The sequence below is a fragment of the Roseomonas genomospecies 6 genome, from assembly GCF_008365375.1.
Lineage (GTDB): Bacteria > Pseudomonadota > Alphaproteobacteria > Azospirillales > Azospirillaceae > Azospirillum.
The window spans coordinates 54,087-76,796 of record NZ_QOKW01000025.1; the positions used below are offsets into that span (position 1 = coordinate 54,087).

22 protein-coding genes are annotated in these 22,710 nt (G+C 70.1%); 8 read left to right on the forward strand and 14 right to left on the reverse strand.

What is annotated here, in order from left to right:
* The first annotated feature begins 4 nt into the window (after window positions 1-4).
* From DS843_RS24255 to DS843_RS24290, 8 genes are all read left to right on the forward strand, one after another.
* The gene (locus tag DS843_RS24255) at window positions 5-1,183 is read left to right on the forward strand and encodes an acyl-CoA dehydrogenase family protein (protein WP_208852306.1); all 1,179 of its coding nucleotides are present in this window, start codon (window positions 5-7) and stop codon (window positions 1,181-1,183) included.
* Between the two features lie 159 nt (window positions 1,184-1,342).
* Window positions 1,343-2,533: a CaiB/BaiF CoA transferase family protein gene (locus tag DS843_RS24260; protein ID WP_149471403.1), complete on the forward strand. Its 1,191-nt coding sequence runs from the start codon at window positions 1,343-1,345 to the stop codon at window positions 2,531-2,533.
* Window positions 2,530-3,294, forward strand: coding sequence for a GntR family transcriptional regulator (locus DS843_RS24265; RefSeq protein WP_149471404.1), 765 nt, complete (start codon window positions 2,530-2,532; stop codon window positions 3,292-3,294). The genes DS843_RS24260 and DS843_RS24265 overlap by 4 nt, the downstream gene beginning before the upstream one ends.
* An 82-nt stretch (window positions 3,295-3,376) precedes the next feature.
* Window positions 3,377-3,586 carry a hypothetical protein gene (locus tag DS843_RS24270; protein ID WP_149471405.1) on the forward strand — a complete coding sequence of 70 codons (210 nt, stop codon included), beginning with the start codon at window positions 3,377-3,379 and terminating at the stop codon, window positions 3,584-3,586.
* Window positions 3,583-4,968, forward strand: a complete 1,386-nt coding sequence (locus DS843_RS24275; protein WP_149471406.1) for an amidase — start codon at window positions 3,583-3,585, stop codon at window positions 4,966-4,968. The genes DS843_RS24270 and DS843_RS24275 overlap by 4 nt, the downstream gene beginning before the upstream one ends.
* Before the next feature lie 14 nt (window positions 4,969-4,982).
* Window positions 4,983-5,588, forward strand: coding sequence for a TRAP transporter small permease (locus tag DS843_RS24280; RefSeq protein WP_149471407.1), 606 nt, complete (start codon window positions 4,983-4,985; stop codon window positions 5,586-5,588).
* Window positions 5,589-5,641: 53 nt separating this feature from the next.
* Window positions 5,642-6,913: a TRAP transporter large permease gene (locus tag DS843_RS24285; protein WP_149471408.1), complete on the forward strand. Its 1,272-nt coding sequence runs from the start codon at window positions 5,642-5,644 to the stop codon at window positions 6,911-6,913.
* A gap of 67 nt (window positions 6,914-6,980) precedes the next feature.
* Entirely contained in the window at window positions 6,981-7,757 is a 777-nt protein-coding gene (locus DS843_RS24290; protein ID WP_149471409.1) for a GntR family transcriptional regulator, read from the forward strand.
* A 12-nt stretch (window positions 7,758-7,769) separates the two neighbouring features.
* Here the strand turns inward: DS843_RS24290 and DS843_RS24295 are convergent, their stop codons facing one another.
* The 14 genes from DS843_RS24295 to DS843_RS31365 all read right to left on the reverse strand — a co-directional run bounded on the left by DS843_RS24295 (window position 7,770) and on the right by DS843_RS31365 (window position 22,608).
* Window positions 7,770-8,612, reverse strand: a complete 843-nt coding sequence (locus tag DS843_RS24295) for an ABC transporter permease (protein WP_149471410.1) — start codon at window positions 8,610-8,612, stop codon at window positions 7,770-7,772.
* Window positions 8,613-8,614: 2 nt separating this feature from the next.
* The gene (locus DS843_RS24300; RefSeq protein WP_149471411.1) at window positions 8,615-9,556 is read right to left on the reverse strand and encodes an ABC transporter permease; all 942 of its coding nucleotides are present in this window, start codon (window positions 9,554-9,556) and stop codon (window positions 8,615-8,617) included.
* The gene (locus DS843_RS24305) at window positions 9,553-11,151 is read right to left on the reverse strand and encodes an ABC transporter substrate-binding protein (protein WP_149471412.1); all 1,599 of its coding nucleotides are present in this window, start codon (window positions 11,149-11,151) and stop codon (window positions 9,553-9,555) included. The genes DS843_RS24300 and DS843_RS24305 overlap by 4 nt, the downstream gene beginning before the upstream one ends.
* Window positions 11,152-11,370: 219 nt before the next feature.
* Window positions 11,371-12,387 carry a helix-turn-helix transcriptional regulator gene (locus tag DS843_RS24310; protein WP_149471413.1) on the reverse strand — a complete coding sequence of 339 codons (1,017 nt, stop codon included), beginning with the start codon at window positions 12,385-12,387 and terminating at the stop codon, window positions 11,371-11,373.
* 157 nt (window positions 12,388-12,544) lie between these two features.
* The gene (locus DS843_RS24315) at window positions 12,545-12,952 is read right to left on the reverse strand and encodes a glycine-rich domain-containing protein (protein WP_149471414.1); all 408 of its coding nucleotides are present in this window, start codon (window positions 12,950-12,952) and stop codon (window positions 12,545-12,547) included.
* A gap of 561 nt (window positions 12,953-13,513) precedes the next feature.
* On the reverse strand, window positions 13,514-16,000 hold the full coding sequence (locus DS843_RS24325) for a sensor histidine kinase (RefSeq protein ID WP_149471415.1): 2,487 nt from the start codon (window positions 15,998-16,000) through the stop codon (window positions 13,514-13,516).
* Window positions 15,987-16,661, reverse strand: a complete 675-nt coding sequence (locus DS843_RS24330; protein WP_149471416.1) for a response regulator transcription factor — start codon at window positions 16,659-16,661, stop codon at window positions 15,987-15,989. The genes DS843_RS24325 and DS843_RS24330 overlap by 14 nt, the downstream gene beginning before the upstream one ends.
* A gap of 38 nt (window positions 16,662-16,699) precedes the next feature.
* Window positions 16,700-17,578, reverse strand: a complete 879-nt coding sequence (locus tag DS843_RS24335; RefSeq protein WP_149471417.1) for a universal stress protein — start codon at window positions 17,576-17,578, stop codon at window positions 16,700-16,702.
* 13 nt (window positions 17,579-17,591) lie between these two features.
* Window positions 17,592-18,248, reverse strand: a complete 657-nt coding sequence (locus tag DS843_RS24340; protein ID WP_149471418.1) for a TerC family protein — start codon at window positions 18,246-18,248, stop codon at window positions 17,592-17,594.
* Between the two features lie 27 nt (window positions 18,249-18,275).
* Window positions 18,276-19,808, reverse strand: coding sequence for a tripartite tricarboxylate transporter permease (locus DS843_RS24345; RefSeq protein WP_149471419.1), 1,533 nt, complete (start codon window positions 19,806-19,808; stop codon window positions 18,276-18,278).
* Window positions 19,809-19,835: 27 nt separating this feature from the next.
* The gene (locus DS843_RS24350) at window positions 19,836-20,324 is read right to left on the reverse strand and encodes a tripartite tricarboxylate transporter TctB family protein (RefSeq protein WP_149471420.1); all 489 of its coding nucleotides are present in this window, start codon (window positions 20,322-20,324) and stop codon (window positions 19,836-19,838) included.
* Between the two features lie 72 nt (window positions 20,325-20,396).
* Window positions 20,397-21,374 carry a Bug family tripartite tricarboxylate transporter substrate binding protein gene (locus DS843_RS24355; protein ID WP_149471421.1) on the reverse strand — a complete coding sequence of 326 codons (978 nt, stop codon included), beginning with the start codon at window positions 21,372-21,374 and terminating at the stop codon, window positions 20,397-20,399.
* A 38-nt stretch (window positions 21,375-21,412) separates the two neighbouring features.
* Window positions 21,413-22,387: a Bug family tripartite tricarboxylate transporter substrate binding protein gene (locus DS843_RS24360; protein ID WP_149471422.1), complete on the reverse strand. Its 975-nt coding sequence runs from the start codon at window positions 22,385-22,387 to the stop codon at window positions 21,413-21,415.
* Between the two features lie 53 nt (window positions 22,388-22,440).
* Entirely contained in the window at window positions 22,441-22,608 is a 168-nt protein-coding gene (locus DS843_RS31365) for a hypothetical protein (RefSeq protein WP_167525448.1), read from the reverse strand.
* Window positions 22,609-22,710: the final 102 nt, after the last annotated feature.

Consider the following 22,710-nt stretch of genomic DNA (forward strand, 5'->3'; position numbering starts at 1 on the left):
GCCCATGAGCGCCACCACTGCCACCATGACCGACGCGGAACGCGACGAGCAGGAACGCCTGATCCTCGACAGCGTGGACCGTTTCCTCGACCGCCACGTCAAGCCGGTCGCCCTGAAACTGGAGCACGACGACATCTACCCCGACGAGATCGTCGAGCGGATGAAGGAACTCGGCCTGTTCGGGGCCACGATCCCGGAGGAGTATGGCGGGCTGGGCCTGCGCCCCTCCACCTACGCCAAGATGATCGAGCGGATCTCGACGGTCTGGATGTCCCTGACCGGCATCATGAACTCGCACCTCATCATGGCCTTCATCGTCAACAAGACGGGAACGGAGGAGCAGAAGGCCGCCTTCCTGCCGCGCTTCGCCACCGGCGAGCTGCGCGGCGGCCTCGCTCTGACGGAGCCGGACTGCGGAACCGACCTTCAGGCCATCCGCACGGTGGCGCGGCGCGACGGCGACGATTACGTCATCAACGGCTCGAAGACCTGGATCACCAACGGCATCCAGGGAAGCTGCTTTGCCCTGCTGGTCAAGACCGACCCCACCGCGCAGCCCCGCCACAAGGGCATGTCGATGGTCCTGGCCGAGAAGGGGCCGGGCTTCACGGTCAGCCGCAAGCTGGAGAAGCTGGGCTACAAGGGCATCGATTCCGCCGAGCTGGTCTTCGAGGACTACCGCGTCCCGGCGGACCGGCTGATCGGCGGGGTGGAGGGCCGCGGCATGGCCTGCGCCATCTCCGGCCTGGAGCTTGGCCGCGTCAACGTGGCGGCGCGCGGCGTCGGCGTGGCCCAGGCGGCGCTGGACGAGTCCGTGAAGTACAGCCAGCAGCGCAAGACCTTCGGCAAGCCGATCCACGAGCATCAGGCGGTGGCGATGAAGCTGGCCGACATGGCGACCCGCGTGTCGGCGGCGCGGCTTCTGGTCCAGCAGGCGGCCAACGCGCTCGACCGCGGCGAACGCTGCGACTACGAGGCCGGCATGGCCAAGCTGTTCGCGTCGGAGGCGGCGGTGGAGAACGCCATGGACGCCATGCGCATCCACGGCGGCTACGGCTATTCCAAGGAGTTCGTGGTGGAGCGTCTCTACCGCGACGCCCCCCTGCTGTGCATCGGCGAGGGCACCAACGAGATCCAGCGCATCATCATCGCCAAGCGGCTGATCGAGCAGAATCCGGTGTGAGGGGGCGTTCCTGAACTGGGCCCCCCTCCCGGCCTCCCCCCACTTCGCGGGGGGAGGAGTTAAGCCCTCCCCCGCCGAAGGTGGGGGAGGGTTGGGTGGGGGCCCGACGCAACCACGCCCACTCCCCACACCCCGCACACCCCACCAGGGAGACACCGCGTGCTACCCCTCGAAGGCGTTACCGTCATCGCCGTGGAGCAATACGGCGCCGGCCCGTTCGGCACCATGCTTCTGGCCGACCTCGGGGCCGAGGTCATCAAGGTCGAGAATCCCGCCGAGGGCGGGGAGATCGGCCGCCATGTCGGCCCCCATTACTTCGGCCCCGGCAACAGCCATTTCTACCAGTCCTTCAACCGCAACAAGCGCAGCATCACCCTGAACCTGAAGCACCCCGAAGGCATGGCGGTGCTGCACGAGCTGGTGCGCCACGCCGACGCCGTGCTGGACAATCTGCGCGGCGACCTGCCGGACAAGCTGGGACTGACCTACGAGCATCTGAAGGCCGTCAACCCGAAGATCGTCTGCGCCCATCTGTCCGCCTACGGGCGGCAGGGGCCGCGGCGGGCATGGCCGGGCTACGACTATCTGATGCAGGCGGAGGCCGGCTACCTGTCGGTGACCGGCGAGCCGGACGGCCCGCCCGCCCGCTTCGGCATGTCGGTGGTGGACATGATGACCGGCCTGATGACCGTCTTCGGCCTCGTCTCCGGCGTGGTCGGGGCGCGGGCCAGCGGCCAGGGCACGGACGTGGACGTCAGCCTGTTCGACACGGCGCTGCACAACATGACCTATCTCGCCACATGGTACCTGAACGGCGGTCACAACCAGGGGCGGGAGCCGCGCTCCGCGCACCCCTCTCTGACCCCGTCGCAGCTTTACCGGACGCGGGACGGCTGGCTTTTCATCATGTGCAACAAGGAGAAGTTCTGGCCGGTGCTCTGCGACCGGATCGGCAAGCCCGAATGGGCGGAGGACCCGCGCTTTCGCAGCTTCAAGGACCGGCTGGCCAACCGCGAGGCGCTGACCGTCCTGCTGGACGAGGCGCTGAGCCACCGCACCACGGCGGAGTGGGTGGAGATCCTCGGCGGCGCGGTTCCCGCCGCTCCGGTCCTCGACATCGCCCAGGCGCTGGAGAATCCCTTCGTCCGCGAGAGCGACCGGGTGGCCGACTTCACCGGTCCGGACGGAACGGACGCGGTGCGGATGCTGACCGGGCCGGTGCGCATCGGCGGCGAGACGCTTCCCACCCGCCCCGCCCCGGCTCTGGGCGCCGACACGGAGGATGTGCTCGGCCGCATCGGCATCGGGCCGGAGCGCATCGCCGCCCTGCGGGAACAGGGGGCGCTGTGAAGACCGCCGTTCGCCAGACCACCGCCCGCCCGTCCGCCCCGGAGGGGCCGCGCTTCCAGGAAATCCTGGAGGCGCTGCGCGCCGACATCACGGACGGGCGGATCGGGATCGGCGAACGGCTGCCGACCGAGCAGGAACTCTGCCTGCGCTTCTCCGCCAGCCGCTACACGGTGCGGGAGGCGTTGCGCCGGCTTCAGGATCTCGGCCTGATCGCGCGCCGCCAGGGCTCAGGGTCGGTGGTGACCGCCGCCCGGCCCGACGGGCGGTTCCACAACGCGCTGTCCAGCCTCGCGGAGATCGGGCAGTACGCCTCCTCCACCCGGCTGGAGGTGCTGGCGGTGGAAAAGATCCTGGTGGAAGGGCGGACGGCGGAGCTGCTCCAGTCGCCGCCCGACACGCCCTGGGTCCGGGTCGTGGCGCTGCGCCGCCAGCCGGGGGAGCGGACGCCGCTCTGCTACACCGAGGTGTTCCTGCCCGCCGCCTTCGACGACGTGGCTCAGGCCATCGGGACCTTTCCGGTCGCCGTCTACGCCGTTCTGGAAAACCGGTACGGCCTGCGGATCGAGGAGGTGGTGCAGTCCATCGAGGCCACCTCGGCGGACGCCAATCTGGCCTCGCGCCTGTCGGTGGAGGTCGGCACCCCGATCCTGGTCGTGATCCGGCATTATCTGGATGCCGAAGGAAAAGTGCTGGAGGTGGCGGTCAACAGCCACGCCGCCGGGCGATACCGCTATGAAATGACGCTTCAACGCTCCGGATGAGACACGGGGGCCGCCAAAGGCCCCACCCGCGGAGAACGGCCGGAAGAGCCGCGCGGGAGCAGCACCGGAAGGGAGGGAAGGAATGACGGAACACTCCATCGGGGACAGCGCCGCCTGCGCGCGGACCCTGGCCGCGCTCCAGGGGGTGGCCCTGGACGATGCGGACGCCGCCCTGTGCGGGCGCCTGCTGGCCGCCGTGCCGGGCATCCTGGCGGCGGCGCATCCCGGCGGCCCGCTGTTCGACGTGCCGCCGAACGCCCACACGGCGCTGATCGCCGGGGAGCGGGCATGACCGATCCCGCCACGCTGACCCTGACGGAGGCCGCAAGGGCGGTCCGCGACGGCGCCCTGCGCGCGGAGGCCCTGGCGGACGCCTGCCTGGACCGCGTCGCCCGGCTGAACCCCACCCTCAACGCCTTCCTCTCGGTCGAGGCGGAGGAGGCGCTGGCCGCCGCCCGCCGAGCCGATGCCGAGATTCGGGCCGGGCGGCTGCGCGGGCCGCTGCACGGCGTGCCTCTGGCCCACAAGGACATGTTCCACCGCGCCGGGAAGCCCTGCACCTGCGGCTCCCCGATCCGCCGCGGCTTCCGCCCGGAGCGGACGGCCACGGTGCTGGAGCGGCTGGACGCGGCGGGGGCGGTGACTCTCGGCACGCTGCACATGGCCGAATTCGCCATGGGGCCGACCGGGCACAACGCCCATCTCGGGCGCTGCCGCAACCCCTGGGACCCCGACCGCATCACCGGCGGCTCCTCCTCCGGGTCCGGCGCTGCGGTGGCGGCGAGGCTGGCTTTCGGTTCGCTGGGGTCGGACACCGGCGGATCGGTGCGGCTTCCCGCGGCGCTCTGCGGCGTGGTCGGGCTGAAGCCGACGCAGGGGGCGACGCCGATGGACGGCGTGATGCCGCTGTCGGAAAGCCTGGACTGCGTCGGCCCGCTGGCCCGCAGCGCGGAGGACGCGGCGACGCTGTTCTCGCTCATCACCGGGCGGACGGACGCCGCGGAGGGGATCGGCCAGGGGGTGGAGGGCCTGCGGCTGGGCATCCCGAACCGGTTCTACTGCGACGGGCTGGACCCCGCCGTGGCCGCCGCGCTGGAACAGGCGCGGGCGGTGCTGGAGCGGGCGGGCGCCCGCTTCGTGGAGGTGGACATCCCCGACCACGAACCCTACGGCGACCTCGCCAACCTCGTCTTCACGCCGGAGGCGGCGGCCATCCATGCGCCCTGGCTGCGCGAGCGTCCGCAGGATTACGGCCCGCAGGTGCGCGCCCGCCTGCTGCAGGGGCTGATGGTGCCGGCGGCCACCTACCTCCAGGCGAAGCAGCTCCGGGCGCTTCACCTCCGGGCGATGATCGACGGCCCCTTCACCCAATGCGACGCGCTGTTCGTTCCCGCCCTGCGGAGCCGCGTGCCGACCGCCGCGCAGACCGATGTGGGGGCCGGGCCGGCGATGGCGGCGGTGGTCGCCGGGGTGGCGGCGCTGACCCGCCCGGTCTCCTATCTGGGCCTGCCGGCGCTCGTCACGCCCGCGGGCTTCGACCCGGACGGGATGCCGGTGGCACTCCAGCTCATCGGGCGCCCGCACGCGGAGGCCACGCTTCTGCGCATCGCCGACGCCCATGAACGCGCCGCCGGATGGCTGCGCCGCGTCCCCAAGACACAGGTCTTCTCGTGAAGGGAGTTCCGCCCATGCCGGGAACCGATACATTGACCTCCGCGCCTCCGCACGGCCATGCCGCCGCTGCCGACGCGCGGCCGGCAGCCGCTTCGCCGCCGGGCCGCGGCCTGCCGGTCTGGTGGAGCTTCATCGAGGACCGCATCCTCCTGAACGTCGCGACCATTCTGATGATGGCGGCGATCGGCTTCATGTTCTACGAGGCGGCCAGCCGCTCCCTCCTGTCGGAAAGCCATTGGTGGGCGGAGGAACTGGTCCGCTTCCTGGTGGTGTGGAGCGTGCTGCTGTCGCTGGGCGTCGGCACGCGCCACGGCCACTACATCCGCATGGACCTGCTGCTCAACCTGATGCCGCGCCGGGCGCGGCTGGCGCTCGCCTGGCTGAACAGCCTGATCGGGCTGGCCTTCAGCGTCCTTCTGGTCATCGCCGGCGTGCAGGAGGTCTCGCACCTTCAGGCCGTGGGCATGTTCACGGAATCCAACCTCGACCTGCCCCTGTGGCTGGTGCGGCTGGTGCTGCCGCTGGGCGGGGTGCTGTACGGCTTCGCCTTTCTCGGCAACATCGTCCTGCTGCTGCGCGGCCACGACCCCGACCCGCCCGCCGAAGGCGAGAACCTGTAGGCGCCGGCCATAAAAGGGCCAAAAAAGGGCCAGAAAAGGGGAGAGGAGACACCATGACCACCGTCATCGCCGTCGTCAGCCTGCTGTTCTTCGTGGCCGCGGGCGTGCACATCGCCCTGGCGCTGGGCGTCATCGCGGTCGGGCTGCTGACCTTCAACTTCAACATCCCGGTCGTCCTGGTCGCGCAGATGGCCTGGGATTCCGTCGACAAATACGCGCTGGTCTGCATTCCGTTCTTCATCTTCGCGGGCAACCTGATGTCGCGCGGCAACCTCGCGCTGGTCATCCTGGAACTGGTCGGCACGCTGATCCGCTACTTCCGCGGCGGCATCGCCCTGGCGCTCGCCATGTCCAGCGTGTTCTTCGCGGCGGTCAACGGGTCGTCGGTGGCCTGCGCCGTGGCGCTCGGCCCGGCGGCGGTGAAGCTGATGCCGAACGAGGGCTATCCGCCCCGCTTCGCCGCTTCGCTGGTCGCGGTCTGCGGCACGCTGGGGCTGATGATCCCGCCGTCGCTGACCTTCATCCTGATCGGCTCCATCGTCGGGCTGCCGATCACCGACCTGTTCATCGCCGGCATCGTGCCCGGCCTGTTCGAGGCGCTGCTGCTCGGCATCACCACGCTGATCGTCAGCCGGGTCAAGGGCTACGGCCATGTCGGGGAGCGACCGGACTGGAAGGGCTTCGGCCAGCGCCTGCCGGGTGCGGCCGGAGCGCTGATGATGCCGGTGCTCATCATCGGCACGATCTACATGGGCTGGTTCACCCCGACGGAGGTGTCGGCGCTGGCCGCCGTCTACGCGGTGGTCCTGGTGACGCTGGTCTACCGCACGGCCAACCTCGTCGCGGTGTGGGAGACGGCGCGGGAGTCGGTGCTCCAGACCGTGATGATCTACGGCGTGCTGCTGGGGTCCGGCCTGCTGACGGCGGTGCTGACCCGCCTCGGCCTGTCCGCCGAACTGACCGCGATGCTGAAGGACGCGCAGGTCTCCCCCTTCGAGTTCCTGCTGGCCGTCAACCTGCTGCTGCTCGTCATCGGCATGTTCCTGGACGGCGTGTCGATGATCGTCCTGCTGTCGCCGATCCTGTTCCCGATGGCGCAGGCGGTGGGGGTGAACCCGATCCATTTCGCCGTCATCATGACCGCGCTGGTGGAGGTGGCGACCCTGACGCCGCCGGTCGGCCTGAACCTGTTCGTGATGAGCCGCATCACCAAGATGCCGCTCCATTCCATCGTGAAGGGCGTGCTGCCCTTCTACGGAATGCGGCTGGTCGCGCTGGTCGCCATCAACGCTTTCCCGGCCCTGTCGCTGGTCCTGCTGACGTAGTCTGCGTTCGCACGCCGGTTGCATCGGCGCGCCGGCTCGTCCATCTTCCGGCATCATGGGGGACGCGATGTCGGAAGAAGCGGACGGCGTGAGGGAAGGCGGCGGCGAAAGCGCAGCGGAGAGGGCGGAAACCCCGCTCTACCAGGAGATCGTCCGCACCCTGCTGGAGGAGATCGACGCCGGCGCCTACGCCGTCGGCGACCGCCTGCCGACCGAGCAGGAACTGTGCAGCCGCTTCGCCGTCAGCCGCCACACGGTGCGCGAGGCGCTGCGCCGGCTTCAGGAGATGGGCTACATCCTGCGCCGGCAGGGATCGGGATCGGTCCTGGCGGCGCGCCGCGCGGACGGACGCTTCGTCAACTCCATCAGCACCCTGGACGAGCTGGTCCAGTACGCCACCTCGACCCGCCTGGAAATCCTTTCGGTGGACCGCATCATCGTGGAGGAGGAACTGGCGGGCCGGCTGGGCTGCCGTCCCGAGACGCAGTGGTTCCGCGTCAGCGCGCTGCGCCGCACCCGCGAAACGTCGGAGCCCTTCTCCTACGTCGAGGTCTACATCGACGCGGCCTATTCCGACGTGGTGCGCAACCTGGACGTCGTGCAGTACGCCATCTACACGGTGCTGGAGCAGCGCTACGGCGTCCGCATCGCCGAGGTGATGCAGGACATCGAGGCCGCCCCGGCCAGCCTGAACGTCGCCTCGCGCCTGCATGTCCCGCCGCAGTCGCCGATCCTCGTCATCACCCGGCGTTATTTCACCGAGGACGGACGTCTGGTGGAGATCGCCGTCAACACCCATCCCGGCGCCGGCTTCCGCTACACCATGACGCTCCAGCGGCGCTGAGGGGCCGGGCCGCTACGGGCGCCGCCGGAAGGGCCGCGGCCATCGGAACGGCGTTCCGCGCGGGTCGAGGCCCTCGCGCAGGCTCTCGGCCAGCAGGTTGATGGAAAGCGCGATGGCGGCGACGGTGACCGTCGTCGCGGCGATCAGGTGCGGGGCGCCGCGCAGGTCGGCCAGACCGTCGCGGATCAGGGTGCCCAGCGACACCGACGGCTCCTGGATGCCCAGACCCAGGCCGCTCAGCGTGGCCTCCGCCACCATGACGGGACCGATGGACAGGGCGGCGCGGATGGCGACCGGCCCGGCGATCGCCGGAAGGAAATGATGGAGGACCGTGTGCAGCGGCCCCGCGCCGAGGGCGGCGGCGGCGGCCACATGCTCGGCGGTGCGGTTCGACAGGGTCAGCGCCCGGCACCAGCGGACATGCGAGGGCCACGCCGCGAAGGCGAGCGTCAGCACCACGGCATCCGTGCCCGGCCCCAGAAGCGCCGAGGCGACAATGGCGAGCGACAGTTCGGGAAAGCCGTGAAGCAGATCGGCCAGCCGCAGAACCGCCGCGTCCACCCGCCCGCCGATCCAGCCCGCCACCCCGCCCAGCGCGAAGCCGAGCCCCACGGCAAGGCCGAGCGCCAGCCCGGCGATGGCGAAGGAGGTTCCCGTCCCGGCGATCAGCCGCGCCGCGACGTCGCGGCCCAGCCCGTCGCACCCCAGCGGGTGGGCGGCGGACGGCCCGGCCCAGGCCCGCCCGAGATCCATGGCGGACGGATCGAGCGGAAGCAGAAGCGCGGCCAGGGCCAGCGCAGCCGCCAGCGCCGCCGCGAGCAGAAGGCCGGCGCGCCCGGCAAGGGAGCGCGCCATGGTCACGGCGCCTTCCCGCCGTCGCGCAGCCGTGGGTCGGCGAGGCCGATCAGCAGTTCGGCGGTCAGGCTGACGGCGACCTGCATCAGGACGAAGACCAGGACCGCGGCGCCGGCCACCGGGTGATCGCGCGCCAGCACCGCCTGGACGGTCAGCCGCCCGATCCCCGGCAGGGCGAAGACGGCCTCGACCGCCGCCGTTGTGGTGAGGATCGTGCCGGTCACCGATCCGATCCCCGCCGTCAGCGGCACCAGCGCGTTCGGCAGGGCGTGGCGCATCAGAACGGCGGCCCGCCCGAGCCCCTTTGCCTGCGCGGTGCGGATGAAATCGCGCCCCAGCACGTCCGTCACCAGCGTATGCGTCAGGCGGGCGACGATCGCCGCCGCCGGCAGGGCCAGCGCCGCGACGGCCCATGGCGCCGTGCCCGAGCCGGCCAGCATCAGCCACGTCGCCAGCGCCAGCGGCGGCACGGACAAGGCCAGCACCGATCCGATGGTGAGGGCCGTGCCCGGCCACGACCGCCGTCCGCCGGCCGCGGCGAGACCCAGGGCGAGGCCGGCGGGCAAGGCCAGCGCGGCGGCGCCCGCCAGCAGACCCAGCGTCACCGGCAGGGCCTCGCCCACAAGCTCCGTCACCGGCACGCCGCCGTAGCGCAGAGACTGGCCGAGGTCGCCCCGCAGCAGGGCAAGGGCGTAGGACAGGAATTGAGCGGCCAACGGCCGGTCCAGACCGGCGTCCTCGCGCAGCCGACGGACCATCTCGGGGTCCGCGGCCCCACCGTCCACCATCAGCATGACCGGATCGCCCGGCAACGCGCGGGACGCCAGAAAGCTCGCCAGCACGGCGGCCCCGCACAGGATCAGCAGCCCCGGCAGGCGCCGGACCAACCGCCAGGGCAGGCGGCGCCGAGAGGGAGGGCGCCCGGTGACCCCGCGTCCCGTCACGGCAGCCGGGTGGAGCGGTAGTCCGGTGTGCCGTCGGGCCGGATCACCATCCCCGTCACGCCCGGGCGGACCAGCGCGACGAACTGCGGCACCGGCAGGGGCACGGCCACAGCCTCCTCCCGCAACAGGTCTTCGGCCTCGCGGTAGAGCGCGCCGCGGGCGGCGGGATCGGCGAGGCCGCGCGCCCGGTCCATCAGCCGGTCGAAATCCGCGTTGTGCCAGCGGCTGCGGTTGGTCGGGCTGGCGCTGTGCCACTGGCTGGCGAGCTGGTCCACGGGATCGGGGAAGTCCGCCGTCCAGCCGTTGATGAACAATGCCTCGCGCCCCTCGTTGATCGCCGCCACGTAGACGGCGCGCTCCTGAATCCGCACGCCGACCGGTATCCCCAGCACCGCGCCGAGCTGGGCCGCGACGTAGGTCGCCTCCTCCCGCACGTTGGGGGCGCCGGCGATCTGGAGCGGTGGCAGGCCGCGCCCGTCGGCGTAGCCGGCCTCGGCCAGCAGAGCCTTGGCCCGGTTCGGATCGGCCCGGTTCGGATCGCCCCGGTTCGGATCGTCAGGCGCCGGCGTCGGCGCGTCGGGACGGTAGCCGCCCAGGCCGGGCGTGACGAAGCCGTTCGCCAGCACGGCCCGCCCGGCGTACAGACCGTCCAGGGTGGCCGCCCGGTCGAGCGCGTGCCGCATCGCTTCGCGCACGCGGCGGTCGCGGAAGGGCGGGTACAAGCTCTGGTTCAGGGCGAGGTAGCGCACCTGCGCGCGGGCGAAGGCCCGGACCTGCCCGTCGTAGCGGGGCTGGCGCACCACCGTGCGCACGACGTTCTCGGGAAGCGGTGCTACGTCGAGATCCTTGGCGTCATAGCGCGCCAGCAGCGTGTTGGCATCGGGCAGAACCGCCAGCGAGACCCCGTCCACGGCGGGGGCGCCGCCCCAGTAGCCGGCGTGCGCCTCCAGACGCACCGAATCGCCCCGCCGCCAGGACAGAAGGCGGAAGGGGCCGGTGCCGCCGGACGCCCGCTCGTGCCACGCGGCCCCGAACTCGGCCTCCATCCCGCGGTCGACGAACAGGAACGGGTAGAGCGGGAACAGCGCGTCGGGTTCGGTCAGCCGCACCACGACGGTGTGGGGATCGGGAATGGACACGCCGGCCAGCGATGCGGCGTCCCCCTTCTGCAACGCCGCGGCCCCCTCGATTCCACGCAGATAGAAGGCGCTGTAGCCGGGCTGCGGCTTGCGCGTCAGGTGGCGTTCCCAGGTCCACAGGACGTCGGCGGCGGTGAATTCCCGTCCCGAATGGAAGCGCACGCCCGGACGCAGGGTGAAGCGCCAGGTCCTTCCGCCGTCCGGCGTCTCCCAGCCGGTGGCCAGCGCCGGAACGGCGTTGCCCCCGGCGTCCATGGCGGTGAAGCCCTCATAGACCTGCCGCAGGACCCCCGCGGTAACCAGACCGGGAAAGACGAACGGGTCGATGGTCGTCAGGTCGTCGGACAGGCTGGCCCGCAGGGTTCCCGCCTTCGCCGGAAGCGCGACGCCGCCCGCACCGGCACCGATGGCGGCCAGAAGAATCAGGAGCAGGCGCAGGAGCGTGGACAGGGACATGGGCGGAACGTCGCGGCTCGTGGACCGGTGGCGGGACAACCGGACGCGCCCGTCTCCTTCGCGGCTTCAAGCCAGGGCGGAGCCGGAGCGGCGCCGGACGTCCGACATATGTATGCACAAGCGTGCGGCCATATCCAGATATTCACGCGCCCGGTGTCGTGGCGGGCAGGATAACCGGATTCCGTCAGATGCGCGACCCGAAATGCCAGCAGATCATCGTCACCTGACGCACGATTCCCGCTGGTTGCGCAGTCCGGTCTTGCCCAGGATGGAGGAGACCTGGTTGTAGACGGTGCGCCGTTCCACCCCGCGGTCCTCGGCGATCTCGTCCACGCTCCGCCCGGAACAGAGGGCCAGCGCGATCTCGGCTTCCGAGGTGGTGATCTGGAGCAGGTCGGAGACGGCGCGCGCCGACACGGTGGGCAGCGCGTCGGGATCGACGAGGGTCAGCAGAAGGATGCCGTCCATCGGGCCGTTGCCTCCGACGCTCGGGGCCGGCGGTTCCGACAGGGTGGCGAAATAGGGCGCGGGCTGGTCCATGCGCGACACGCGCAGCGTGACCGGTGTGCGGGTGCGGCGGCGGAAGAATCCGGCGGCCCGCTTGGTCAGCTCCGCCTGCTCGGCGGGCGCGTCCGGGATGCACAGCCGACCGCCCAGGACGGCCAGCCCATCCCCCCGCGACACGATGGAGACGAAGGACCGGTTGCCGTCGATGACCTGACAGCGCGGCGTCAGCAACGCCGCCGGGTAGGGCAGCGCGTCAAGAAGCCGCACGACGAAAGAGGGCTGGTTCGGCTGCGGCAGAACGCCGCTGTTCAGGGAAAGAAGGCTGTCGAAGCCGCCCCGGAAACTGTCCATCACGTTGTTGGTCACGTCGCGGCGGATCTGGTACCACCAGCCGTCCGTGTCATCCAGCCTCTCGTAGGTGATCTGGATGATCCGCCCGTCGGAATGCAGCGTGAAGGACTGCCAGAACCGGTTGAACCGGCGCACGTCCTCGGCATAGCCGATCCACCGCTCCGGGTCGGAATAGATAGCGTCCGACCGGAACTTCTTGTGCTTGACGCATTCCCACACGATGTCCCGGAACGTGACGGAGTTCGAGAAATCGATGAAGGGATAGATCGTCTTCTGCTTGTCGTTGGTCGCCAGCAGCGTGTCGCTCTTGTCGAAGACGGTCAGAGCGGCGTTCATGTCCCTGGCGCGGCTGGAAAGATCTTGGAACAACTCAGACATCAATCCCTCCCTCCCGATACCAGGGTTGACGGGCCGCTCCCCCTGACGGCGGCCGGAACGGTCCATCAGGGGGGCGGCTGCGGGACGGCCCGCCGCTCCATCGAATTTAGCAACAAGCAGGCCGCATTATGCAACGGTCAATACGATGGTATGACGATCAGGCCGCCTCGACCGTGAGATAGCAGGCGGCGAGTTCCTCCGCCGGGACCTCCACGCCGAGCGTCGCACGGAAGGCGTCCTGGGTGTTGGCGACGGCCTTTTCCCAGGTCTTGGCGTCCGGGGCGTCCGGGTGATGGTGGACCCGGCCGCCGACGAGCCGCATCATGTCCGCCTCGTAGCGGTCCATGAACAGGATGTGCTCGTGCCACGCCGCATCCGCCGCCTTCGTCGGCACCAGGATCAGGTTCGGCTTCGCCGCCACCACGACCAGGAACTGGCGGTAGGCCTCGACCGACTCCGTGGCCTGCTCCGACGTGTAGCCGGCCATTTCGAGCCGCTTGTTGATGAAGGAGAGGTCGAGGTTCGCCGGCTGGACGGTCGAGGCGTGTTCGCGGTTGTCGTTCATGCTGAATGATCCTTTTCGGAAGGGGATGTGTTTCACTTCAAACGTCTCTGCCCGAAGAGGCCGGCCCGTGGTCCGCGGCGAAACGGCGGTCACCGGGAAGCGGGGCCGAATTCAAGCGGGAGAGGTCCTGACCGGCGGCGTCCGGCATGATCCGGCCACCGCCATGGGCAAACCGCCAAGGCTGCATTCGCGTGCGCAGCGCACCCCGTAAGCTTTTGCAACAGGCCCGCCATGCGCCCCTCCTGCATACCCGGGTGTATCATAGTGATGGTTGTGGAGCCGCTCAAGCGGATATCGCGTATTTGTAATTAATCAGGTCGGCTACGGCTCCCTTGAATGGCATACGTATGTAACGTGCGCCGTATCAGTTGTCGTTCTTCGGTGTGAAACATTGCGGCCGGTTGATTTGTTTCCGTCGCCGTCCGCAAAAAAAGGTCGATGATTTCCGTTTAAGGTTGCAGAGATGCTTCACCGAGCCCTGCCTTCGGGTGTGATGTCTTCAGGGAAGCTCTTTTTCCTTGCCGCTGCTCCAGGCTCCGCCCGCAAAGGCTTCGCGGCGGGTCAGGGCAGCAGGATGGCCGATTGCCACTGTTGCAGGAACCGCTCCCGCTTCAGCCGGTCCAGGAAGACCAACAGGGCCGGGCTGAGCGCGATGGGGTGCAGCGGCGCCGCCGTGCTGGAGCGCAGGCCCGACGCCGACGCCTCCCGCTTGATGCCGGAAGAGATGGCGTAGAGGGCGGAACGGTCGGCCACCACCTCCTGGCCGCGCGGCGACAGCAGATAGTCGATGAACTGGCCGGCGAGCTGCGGGCGGGAAGCGGTGCCGGGGATCACCGCCACGCGGGAGATGACCAGCGTGTAGTCCTCCGGCACCACGATGCCGATGGGCGCTCCCGCCGCGGCCCGCGCCCGCGCGTAGGAGCCGAGAACGTTGTAGGCAATCAGCACCTCCCCCCGCTCCACCATGTCGAGGATCTCGCCGGAACAGCAGGCCAGCCGCGCGTGGGCGTTGCCCATCATCGCCACCAGTTGCCAGTACTGGCCGAAGAGCAGAGCGTCGTGGGCGGCCAGCAGATAGCCGATGCCGCTGGCGGCCGTGTCGTAGGTGGCGACCCGCCGGCTGAAGCGCGCCGGATCGTCCCGCAGCAGGCGGATCAGGGCGGGGCGGGTGCGCGGGGCCTGATCGGCGGCCAGAAGGTCGCGGTTGTAGGCGATCACCGCCGGCTCGAAGGTGAAGCCGAACGCCTCGTCCCGCCAGTTGGCCCAGTCCGGCAGCGCGTCCGTCAGGGCGGAGCGGTGGGGCTGGGTGTAGCCGTCGTTGACCAGCTTCACCTGAAGGTCGGAGGCGGAGCTGATGAGCAGATCGGGCTTCTCCGCCGCGGGCTGCCGGATGGCCTCGGCGTAGAGGTCGGCGGTGTCCATGTCCTTGTACTCGACCGTGACGTCCGGGCGGAGTTGCTGGAAGTCGAGGACCAGCGGCTCGATGGCCTGCCGGTCGGTGGCCGAATGGATGCGCAGCCGCTCCCGCTCGCCGCCGGGAGCCGGGTAGGTGATCACTTGCGCCGCCTGCGCCCAGGGTGCCCACAGCAGGGCGAACAGGACCAGCAGGGGCAGCAGGGTCCGGCCCGCGCCTCCCCCCGCCACGGCGGCGGCGCTCTCGGCCACCGGAAAGTCGATGCGCGCGATCAGCCCGCCGCCGGGGCGGTCGAGCAGGGCGAAGTCCGCCCCGTGCGCCTCCACCACCGACGTCACGATGGCCAGCCCCAGACCGCTGCCCGCCACCCCCGCGGCGGAACTGCCGCGCCCGAACCGTTCCAGCACGCGGCGCTTCTCCGCGTCCGGCACGCCGGGGCCGCGGTCGGCGATCTCCACGCGCAGGCCGCGCCCGTCCGGCAGGGGCGCCAGCGTCAGGTCGATGGGGCCGGACGGGCCGGCGTACTTCACCGCGTTGTCGAGCAGGTTGGTCAGCGCCTCGCGCAGGCTGATGGCGTCGCCGGGGACGGTGGCCGGCTCCGCCGCGCGGTCGATGTCCAGGCGGATCGGCGTGTCGCCGGCCACCGCCCGGGCGCGCTGGAACACCTGCTCCAGAAGGGCGCCGAGATCGACGTCCTCCGGCTTCAGCGCCTCGCTGCGGTGGATCACCATGGCGTGGTTGAGAAGCTGGCTGGTGAGCTGGCTGGCTTCGACCGCGTTGCGGTGCACGCGCTGGGCGATGCGGTGCAGGGCGTCGGGATCGTCCTCGTCGATGGCGAGTTCGGCCTGAAGGCGCAGGCTGGCCAGCGGCGTGCGGATCTGGTGGGCGGCGTCCGCCAGGAAGGTCTGCATGGTGTCGAGATTGGCCTTGAGCCGCGCCATGAGCTGGTTGATCGCCTGGACGAGCTGCGACACCTCCTGCGGCGGCGGCATGGCGATGGGGGAGAAGTCGTGGGGCTGCCGCTCGCGGATCATCCGCTCCAGCGACCCCAGCGGGGCCAGCGCCTGCCGCACGCCGAACCAGATCAGCCCACCCGCCGCGACGACGGTGAAGGCGATGGGAAGGAAGGCGTTCGCCAGGATGTCGCGGGCCAGCGCCCCGCGCTCCTCCCGCGTCTGGGCGACGGCGATGGTGACCCAGCCGCCAAGCTCCGGCTGCGCCGCGAAGCGCTTCAGGACGGCGACCCGCACCGGCATGCCGCGGAAGACGGCGTTCCCGAACCGGGTGGCATCGTCGCTTCCGGTCCTCGCCGCCGTCACCGGCAGGTCGTGGTAGCCGGTGACCAGTTCGCCGTCCGGCGCGGTGATCCGGTAGAACACGCGGTCGCGCCGGGCCTGGGCCAGGATGCCCAGCGAGGAATAGGGCAGGTCGACGGAAAAGCGCCCGTCCTCCACCCGCACCGTGTCGGAGATCGACAGGGCCGACGCCATCAGCAGCCGGTCGAAGGCGGCGTCGGCGGCGCGCTGGGCGTAGGCGCTGACGAACAGGAACAGGCCGGCGGTCAGGACGGCGAGCACGCCGAGCAGCCGGATGAACAGCCGCCGCCGCAGCGAGAACCCCTCAGCCTTCGGCACACACTTCCGCCACATAACCCAGCCCCCGAACCGTCCGGATCTCCACCGACGCGCCCTCCAGCTTGCGCCGGAGGCGGGAGACATACAACTCGATGGCGTTCAGCGCGGTGGGCTGGTCCAGGCTGAACAGCCGGTCCATCAGATCCTCCTTCGACAGAACGGTGTTCAGGTTGCTGAGGAACAGCTCCAGCAGCCGGAACTCGCGGCCCCCCAGATCGACGGGCCGTCCATCGACCAGCACCTTCTTGGCCGCGGAATCGAAGACCAGATTGCCGAACTGCGTCCGCGAGGAGGCGAGCCCGTGCGAGCGGCGCAGCAGGGCGCGGCAGCGGGCCTCCAGCTCCCGCAGGTCGAAGGGCTTCACGATGAAGTCGTCGGCGCCGAGGTCGAGCAGATCGATCCGCACATTCACCTGAGACCGGGCGGTCATCACCAGCACCGGCGTGGCGTCCCGGCGCTGGCGCAGGCGGTTCAGCAGCGTCTGCCCGTCCACCCCCGGCAGCATGATGTCGAGCAGGACGAGCTGGTACGCCTCCTGGCGCAGCAGCTCCTCCGCCTCATCCCCGGTCGGCGCCCAATCGACGGCGTAGCCCAGCTTGCGCAGCCGGTGGACGATGGCGTCGGCCAGATCCTCGGTGTCCTCGATGACGAGTATGCGCATGGTCCGTCTCCCGGTGCCGGGGCACCGTAATGCACAAATCAGTGCGCCATGAAGATGGGAATGGCGGGCGGTTCGCGCAGCACGTCCAGCGTCACGCCGCCCCACACCCGTTCCCGCACGCGGCTGTGGCCGTAGGCGCCCATCACCAGCAGATCGCAGCCGGCCTCCACCGCCGTATCCTGCAAGGCCCGCCCGACGGCGCGGCCCGACGCCGCGACCTTGCGGATGGATGCCGCGACACCGTGCAGGGCGAGGTAGGCCGACAGGCGGTCGGGGTCTGCGGCTCGCCCGGGATCGGCGACCTCCGCCGACAGGACGACCACCTTGCCGGCCCGTTGCAGAAGGGGCAGCGCCGCGGCGACCGCCCGCGAGGCCGCCGCCCCGCCGTCCCAGGCAACGGCGACCGCGGAGCCGACCGACGCCGGTTCGGTTGCCGGAGCCAGCAGCAGCGGGCGGCCCGAGCCGAACAGGGTGGCCTCGATGGCCGGACCCATGGCGTTGGTGCCGTCGGAGGTCTGGGCGATCACCACCAGATCGGCGAGCCGCGCCTCCTCCGCCAGGGTTTCGGCCAGCGGGCCGGTCGCCTGCTGCCAGGAGGCGGACAAGCCGTCCGCATCCTCGCCGCCGCCAGCCAGGCTGTCCGCCTCCGCGGCGCCGAAGCGGGTGCGGAATTCCTCGAACAGGTCGTGGGCAGCCCCGACCACCCGCGCCTGATCCTCCTGTCCGATGCGGATGAGCTGCTCGACCAGCGCCTTGGGAATGGCGGCGCTTTCGACCGAGGTGCGGATCTCGACCTGCGGCATGACGCTCAACCCTTCCACATGGGCGCGGAAGCGGTCGGCGAGCAGAAAGGCCGTGGCGATGGCGCGGTGGTCCAGCGGGCGGCCGGTCAGGGGGACGAGTATCTTCTTGATCATCGCAAGCGCTCCGTCACGATAGGCCGGTGGTGTGCATCAGGACTTCGTTGCTGCCGCGCCAGATCATGTCGAGCGCCACATAGGTGATGATGAGGAGACCGACCCAGCCGACCCAGCGGTGCTTGTGCAGGACATGCGCGATCATGTTGGCCGCGGCCCCCATCAGCACCACGGACAACAGCAGGCCGATGACCAGGATGGTCGGGTGATCCTTGGCGGCACCGGCCACCGCCAGCACGTTGTCGAGCGACATCGACACGTCCGCCACGATGATCTGCCACACCGCCGCGCCGAAGGTGGTCGTCGCCACCGCCGCGCCGACCGCGGCGTCCCCGGGCCCCGTCGCCGCCAGCGCCTCGTCGGGGGCCACCTCGTCCGCCCCGTGGGAGCGCAGCTCGCGGAACATCTTCCAGCAGACCCACAGCAGCAGGATGCCGCCGGCCAGGGTCAGGCCGATGATGGCGAGAAGCTGGGTGGTGATGAGGGCGAAGAAGATGCGCAGCAGGATCGCCGCGCCGATGCCCCAGAAGATCACCTTGCGGCGCTGCTCCAGGGGCACCGCGGCGGCGGCCATGCCGACCACGATGGCGTTGTCGCCGGCCAGAACGAGGTCGATGGCGATGACCTGTCCCAAAGCGGCGAGCTGGGACCAGAGATCGACGCTTTCCATGGAAATGTCCTTCGAGGGATGGAGGTCTTACGTCGCGGGATGGGTGCCCGACGGCGACGAGCGGCCGGTGTCGCCGCCCGTGCTCTTCCGGTGGCGCAGGACCAACGGGCCGATCACCAGCAGGGCGGCGATGATGAGCAGGACCGCCGAGATCGGGTGGGTCAGGAAGACCGACGGGTCGCCCTGGCTGATCGCCAGCGCGCGGCGGAACTGCTGTTCGGCCAGCGGCCCCAGGATCAGCCCGACCACGCAGGGCGCCACCGGCACGTTCAGCACCCGCATGCCGAAGCCGACCAGCCCGATCACCCACAGGATGATCAGATCGACGATGTTGTTGTTCAGCGTGTAGGCGCCCAGCGACGAGAATACCAGGATGCCGGCGTACAGCCAGGGCCGGGGGATCAGCAGCAGCTTCACCCAGAAGCCGACCAGCGGCAGGTTCAGCACCAGCAGGAGCACGTTGCCGATGTAGAGGCTGGCGATCATGCCCCAGACCAGTTCCGGGTTGTTGTCGAACAGCGTCGGGCCGGGTTGCAGGCCGTATTGCTGGAAGGCGGCCAGCATGATGGCGGCGGTCGCCGAGGTCGGCAGGCCGAGCGCCAGCAGCGGCGCCAGAACGCCCGCGGCGGAGGCGTTGTTGGCGGCCTCCGGACCGGCGACGGCCTCGATGGCGCCCTTGCCGAACTCCTCCGGCTTCTTCGCCAGACGCTTTTCCACCAGATAGGACAGGAAGGTCGGGATCTCGCTGCCGCCCGCCGGCAGGGTGCCGATGGGGAAGCCCAGCAAGGTGCCGCGCAGCCACGGCTTCCAGGACCGGCTCCAGTCCTCGCGGCTCATCCATTTGGAGCCCTTGAGCGCGTAGATCTCCTCCGTCTCGAAGCGGTGGCGGGAGGCGACGTAGAGAGTCTCGCCGACCGCGAACAGGCCGACCGCGACCACCACCGTGTCGATGCCGTCCAGCAGTTCCGGAACGCCGAAGGCCAGACGCGCCTGACCGGTCTGCATGTCGATGCCGACCAGACCCAGCGCCAGCCCCAGGAACAGGCTCGCCAGACCGCGCGCCAGCGAGCTTCCCAGGACGGCGGTGACGGTGGTCAGTGCCAGAACCATCAGCGCGAAATACTCCGCCGGGCCGAACAGCAGAGCCAGCTTGACCATCAGCGGGGCGACGAAGGTCAGCGCCGCGGTGGCGATGGTGCCGGCGATGAAGGACCCGATGGCGGCGGTGGCGAGCGCCTGGGCGCCGCGCCCCTGGCGGGCCATGGCGTGGCCGTCGATGGCGGTGACGATGCTGCCGGACTCGCCCGGCGCGTTCAGAAGAATCGAAGTCGTCGAGCCGCCGTACATCGCGCCGTAATAGATGCCGGCGAACATGATGAAGGCGGAGGTCGGCTCCAGCCCGTAGGTGACCGGCAGCAGCAGCGCCACGGTCAGCGCCGGGCCGATGCCGGGCAGCACGCCGACTGCGGTGCCCACCGTCACGCCGACCGCCGACCACAGGAGATTGTAGGGTGTCAGCGCCACGAGGAAGCCGTGGCCCAGGGCGGCAAGGGTTTCCATTGTGCAGTTTCCTTCCCGAAGCGGGGCTTATTCGGCGTCGGCTGACGTGAGCCGTTCGACGATGCTGCCCTCGGGCAGGTTCAGGCCGAGCCCGTAATTGAAGGTCACGAAGGTGAAGGCGGCGAGAGCGAGGCCGATGGCCAGATTGACCGCGAGCCGCCTCCCCCCGAAGGCGCGGGCGACCGCGGCGAACAGGATGGTGGTGGAGGGTATCCAGCCCAGCGTCTCCAGCAGCAGGAACTGGGCGGCCAGACCCGCCGCGACCAGCGCCACCGCCCAGAGGTCCAGTTCCAGCCCTTCCGCATGGGCGACCGCCCCGGTGAAGGCTTCGCGCAGCAGGGACAAGCCGACCAGGGCGAGGCCGCCCGAGATCAGATAGGGAAACAGGGCGGGGCCGACCACCGCCCGGCCGACGGAGGGGGTCAGCATGGTTTCGACCGCGATCAGGCCCCCGAGCGCGATCAGCCCGCCGCCAAGCACCGCCTCTCCGGCGCGCATGCTTCGACCGGTGGTCATCGGTTCATCCTCCCAAAGTGTTTTCTTATGAACCGGCGGGCGTGGCGCCGTAGACCCGCCCGCCGGGCACCCTCACTTCACCAGACCGAGATCCTTCAGCGTGCCTTCGATCTGCGTGCGCTCCTGCTTCAGGAAGGCGGCGAACTCGGCGGAGGGCTGGTAGAGGTCGATCCAGCCGCGCTGCTTCACGGCCTGCTTCCACTCGTCGCTGGCGACGGCCTTGGCGACGGCCTCCTGGAGTTCCTTCAGCTCCGCCGGCTTGGCGGAGGACTGGGCGAAGACGCCGCGCCAGTTCACGAACTCCAGGTCGATGCCCTGCTCCTTCATGGTCGGCGTGTCGGAGCCCGGCAGGCGCTGCGGGGCGGAGACGGCGATGGCGCGCAGCTTGCCCGCCTGGAACTGCGGGGCGAACTCGCTGTAACCGCCCATGCCGAGCGTAACGTGGCCGCCGAGCGCGGAGGCCAGAAGCTCGCCGCCGCCCGCGGTGGCGACGTAGTTGACCTTGTTCGGATCGACGCCGACCGCCTTGGCGATCAGGCCCGCCAGGATCTGGTCGCTGCCGCCCGCCGAGCCGCCGCCCCAGGACACCGAGCCGGGGTCCGCCTTGAACTTCCGGATCAGGTCGTCGAAGGTCTTGATGGGCGACTCCGGGGGAACGACGATGGCGGTGTATTCGCCGGTCAGCCGGGCCAGAGGGGTCACCTGATCGAGCGTCACCGCCGATTTGTTGGTGACGATGGCGCCCAGCATGATCTGGCCGCCGACCAGCACCGTCGGCGTGCGTTTCTTCGCGGTGACGAACTGGGCGAGGCCCACCGTGCCGCCGGCGCCGGGGATGTTCACGACCTGGATGTTGGAGGCCAGCTTCTGGTCCTGAAGAACCTGCTGGAGGGTGCGGGCGTGCTGATCCCAACCGCCGCCGGGGCTGGCCGGGGCGATGATCTCCAGGCCCTTGATCTCGGCGAGCGACGGGGTGGCGGCGAGGGAGGCCGTGGCGAGCACGGCGGCGGTCAGGACGCCCTTCACGGCGCCCGGCATGCGGATGGACATGGCGTTTCGCTCCATGGATGTGTTTATCGTTGCGGCAATCACGGCTTGACGAGGCCGAGGTCCGTCAGGACGCCTTCGATCCGCGTCCGCTCGTCCTTGATGAAGGCGGCGAACTGGTCGGGCGGCAGGTAGAGGTCGATCCAGCCGCGCTCCGCGGCGATGCGCTTCCAGTCGTCGGTGCGGACCATGGCGCCGACCGCGTCGTCCAGGACCTGCTTTTCCGACGCCTTAAGGTTGCCCGGCGCCATCACGGCGCGCCAGTTGACCAGTTCCACATCCACGCCCTGCTCCTTGAAGGTCGGGATGTCCACGCCGGGGACGCGCTGCGGGGCGGAGATCGCCAGCGCCCGCAGCTTCCCGGCCTGGAGCTGCGAGGCCATCTCGTTGTAGCCGCCGGTCGCCACGGTGATGTGGCCGCCGAGCACCGACGCCATCATCTCGCCGCCCGCACCGGCGGCGATGTAGTTCATCTTGGACACGTCGCCGCCGACCGCCTTGACCAGCAGGGCGTAGAGGATGTGGTCGGGGCTGCCGACCGCGAAGCCGCCCCAGGAGACGGAGCCGGGATCGGCCTTGAACTTCCTGACGAGGTCGTCGAGCGTCTTCAGCGGCGAATCCGCGGCCACGACGATGGGCTGGTATTCGCCGGTCAGCCGGGCCAGCGGAGTCACCTGATCGAGCGTCACCGGCGACTTGTTGATGAGGATCGCGCCGATCATTCCCAGGCCGGAAATCATCAGGCCGGGATTGCGCTTCTTGGCGGTGACGAACTGGCTGAGGCCGATGGTGCCGCCGGCGCCCGGGATGTTGACCACCTGGACGCTGGAGGCCAGCTTGTGGTCCTGAAGGACCTGCTGCATCGCGCGCGCATGCTGGTCGTACCCGCCACCGGCGTTGGCGGGGGCGATGATCTCCAGATTCTTGATCTCCGCGGACGCGGGTGCGGCGAACAGGGCGGCAGCGGCCAGCACGGCCGCCGCCAGCATCCCCTTGGCGGGGTTGCCGAGGCTCATGGTGTTTCCTCCGGATGGGCTTTTTGCTTTTTTGGCGTGGCGCTTGGCGCGCCTTACGGGGCCTTGGCGGTGGGCTGCCGCGGACGCGCCTCGTGGATGATGACGGAACCGCCGGCCCCCGCGCCGCAGGCGGCGCCATGGAAGGGCAGGGTCCGTTCATCCGCCGGTTCGGTCTTCGCCGTGGTGTCCGCCGGCTTCTTGGCTGCGGGTTCGATCGCCATGGTGGGCTTTCCAGGACGGTGGTTGGCTATTCCAACTGTTTAACAGGCGAACCTGTCATGAACCTGTCAGCCACCAGCCGGGCACGCAAAAATTCGGCGCCC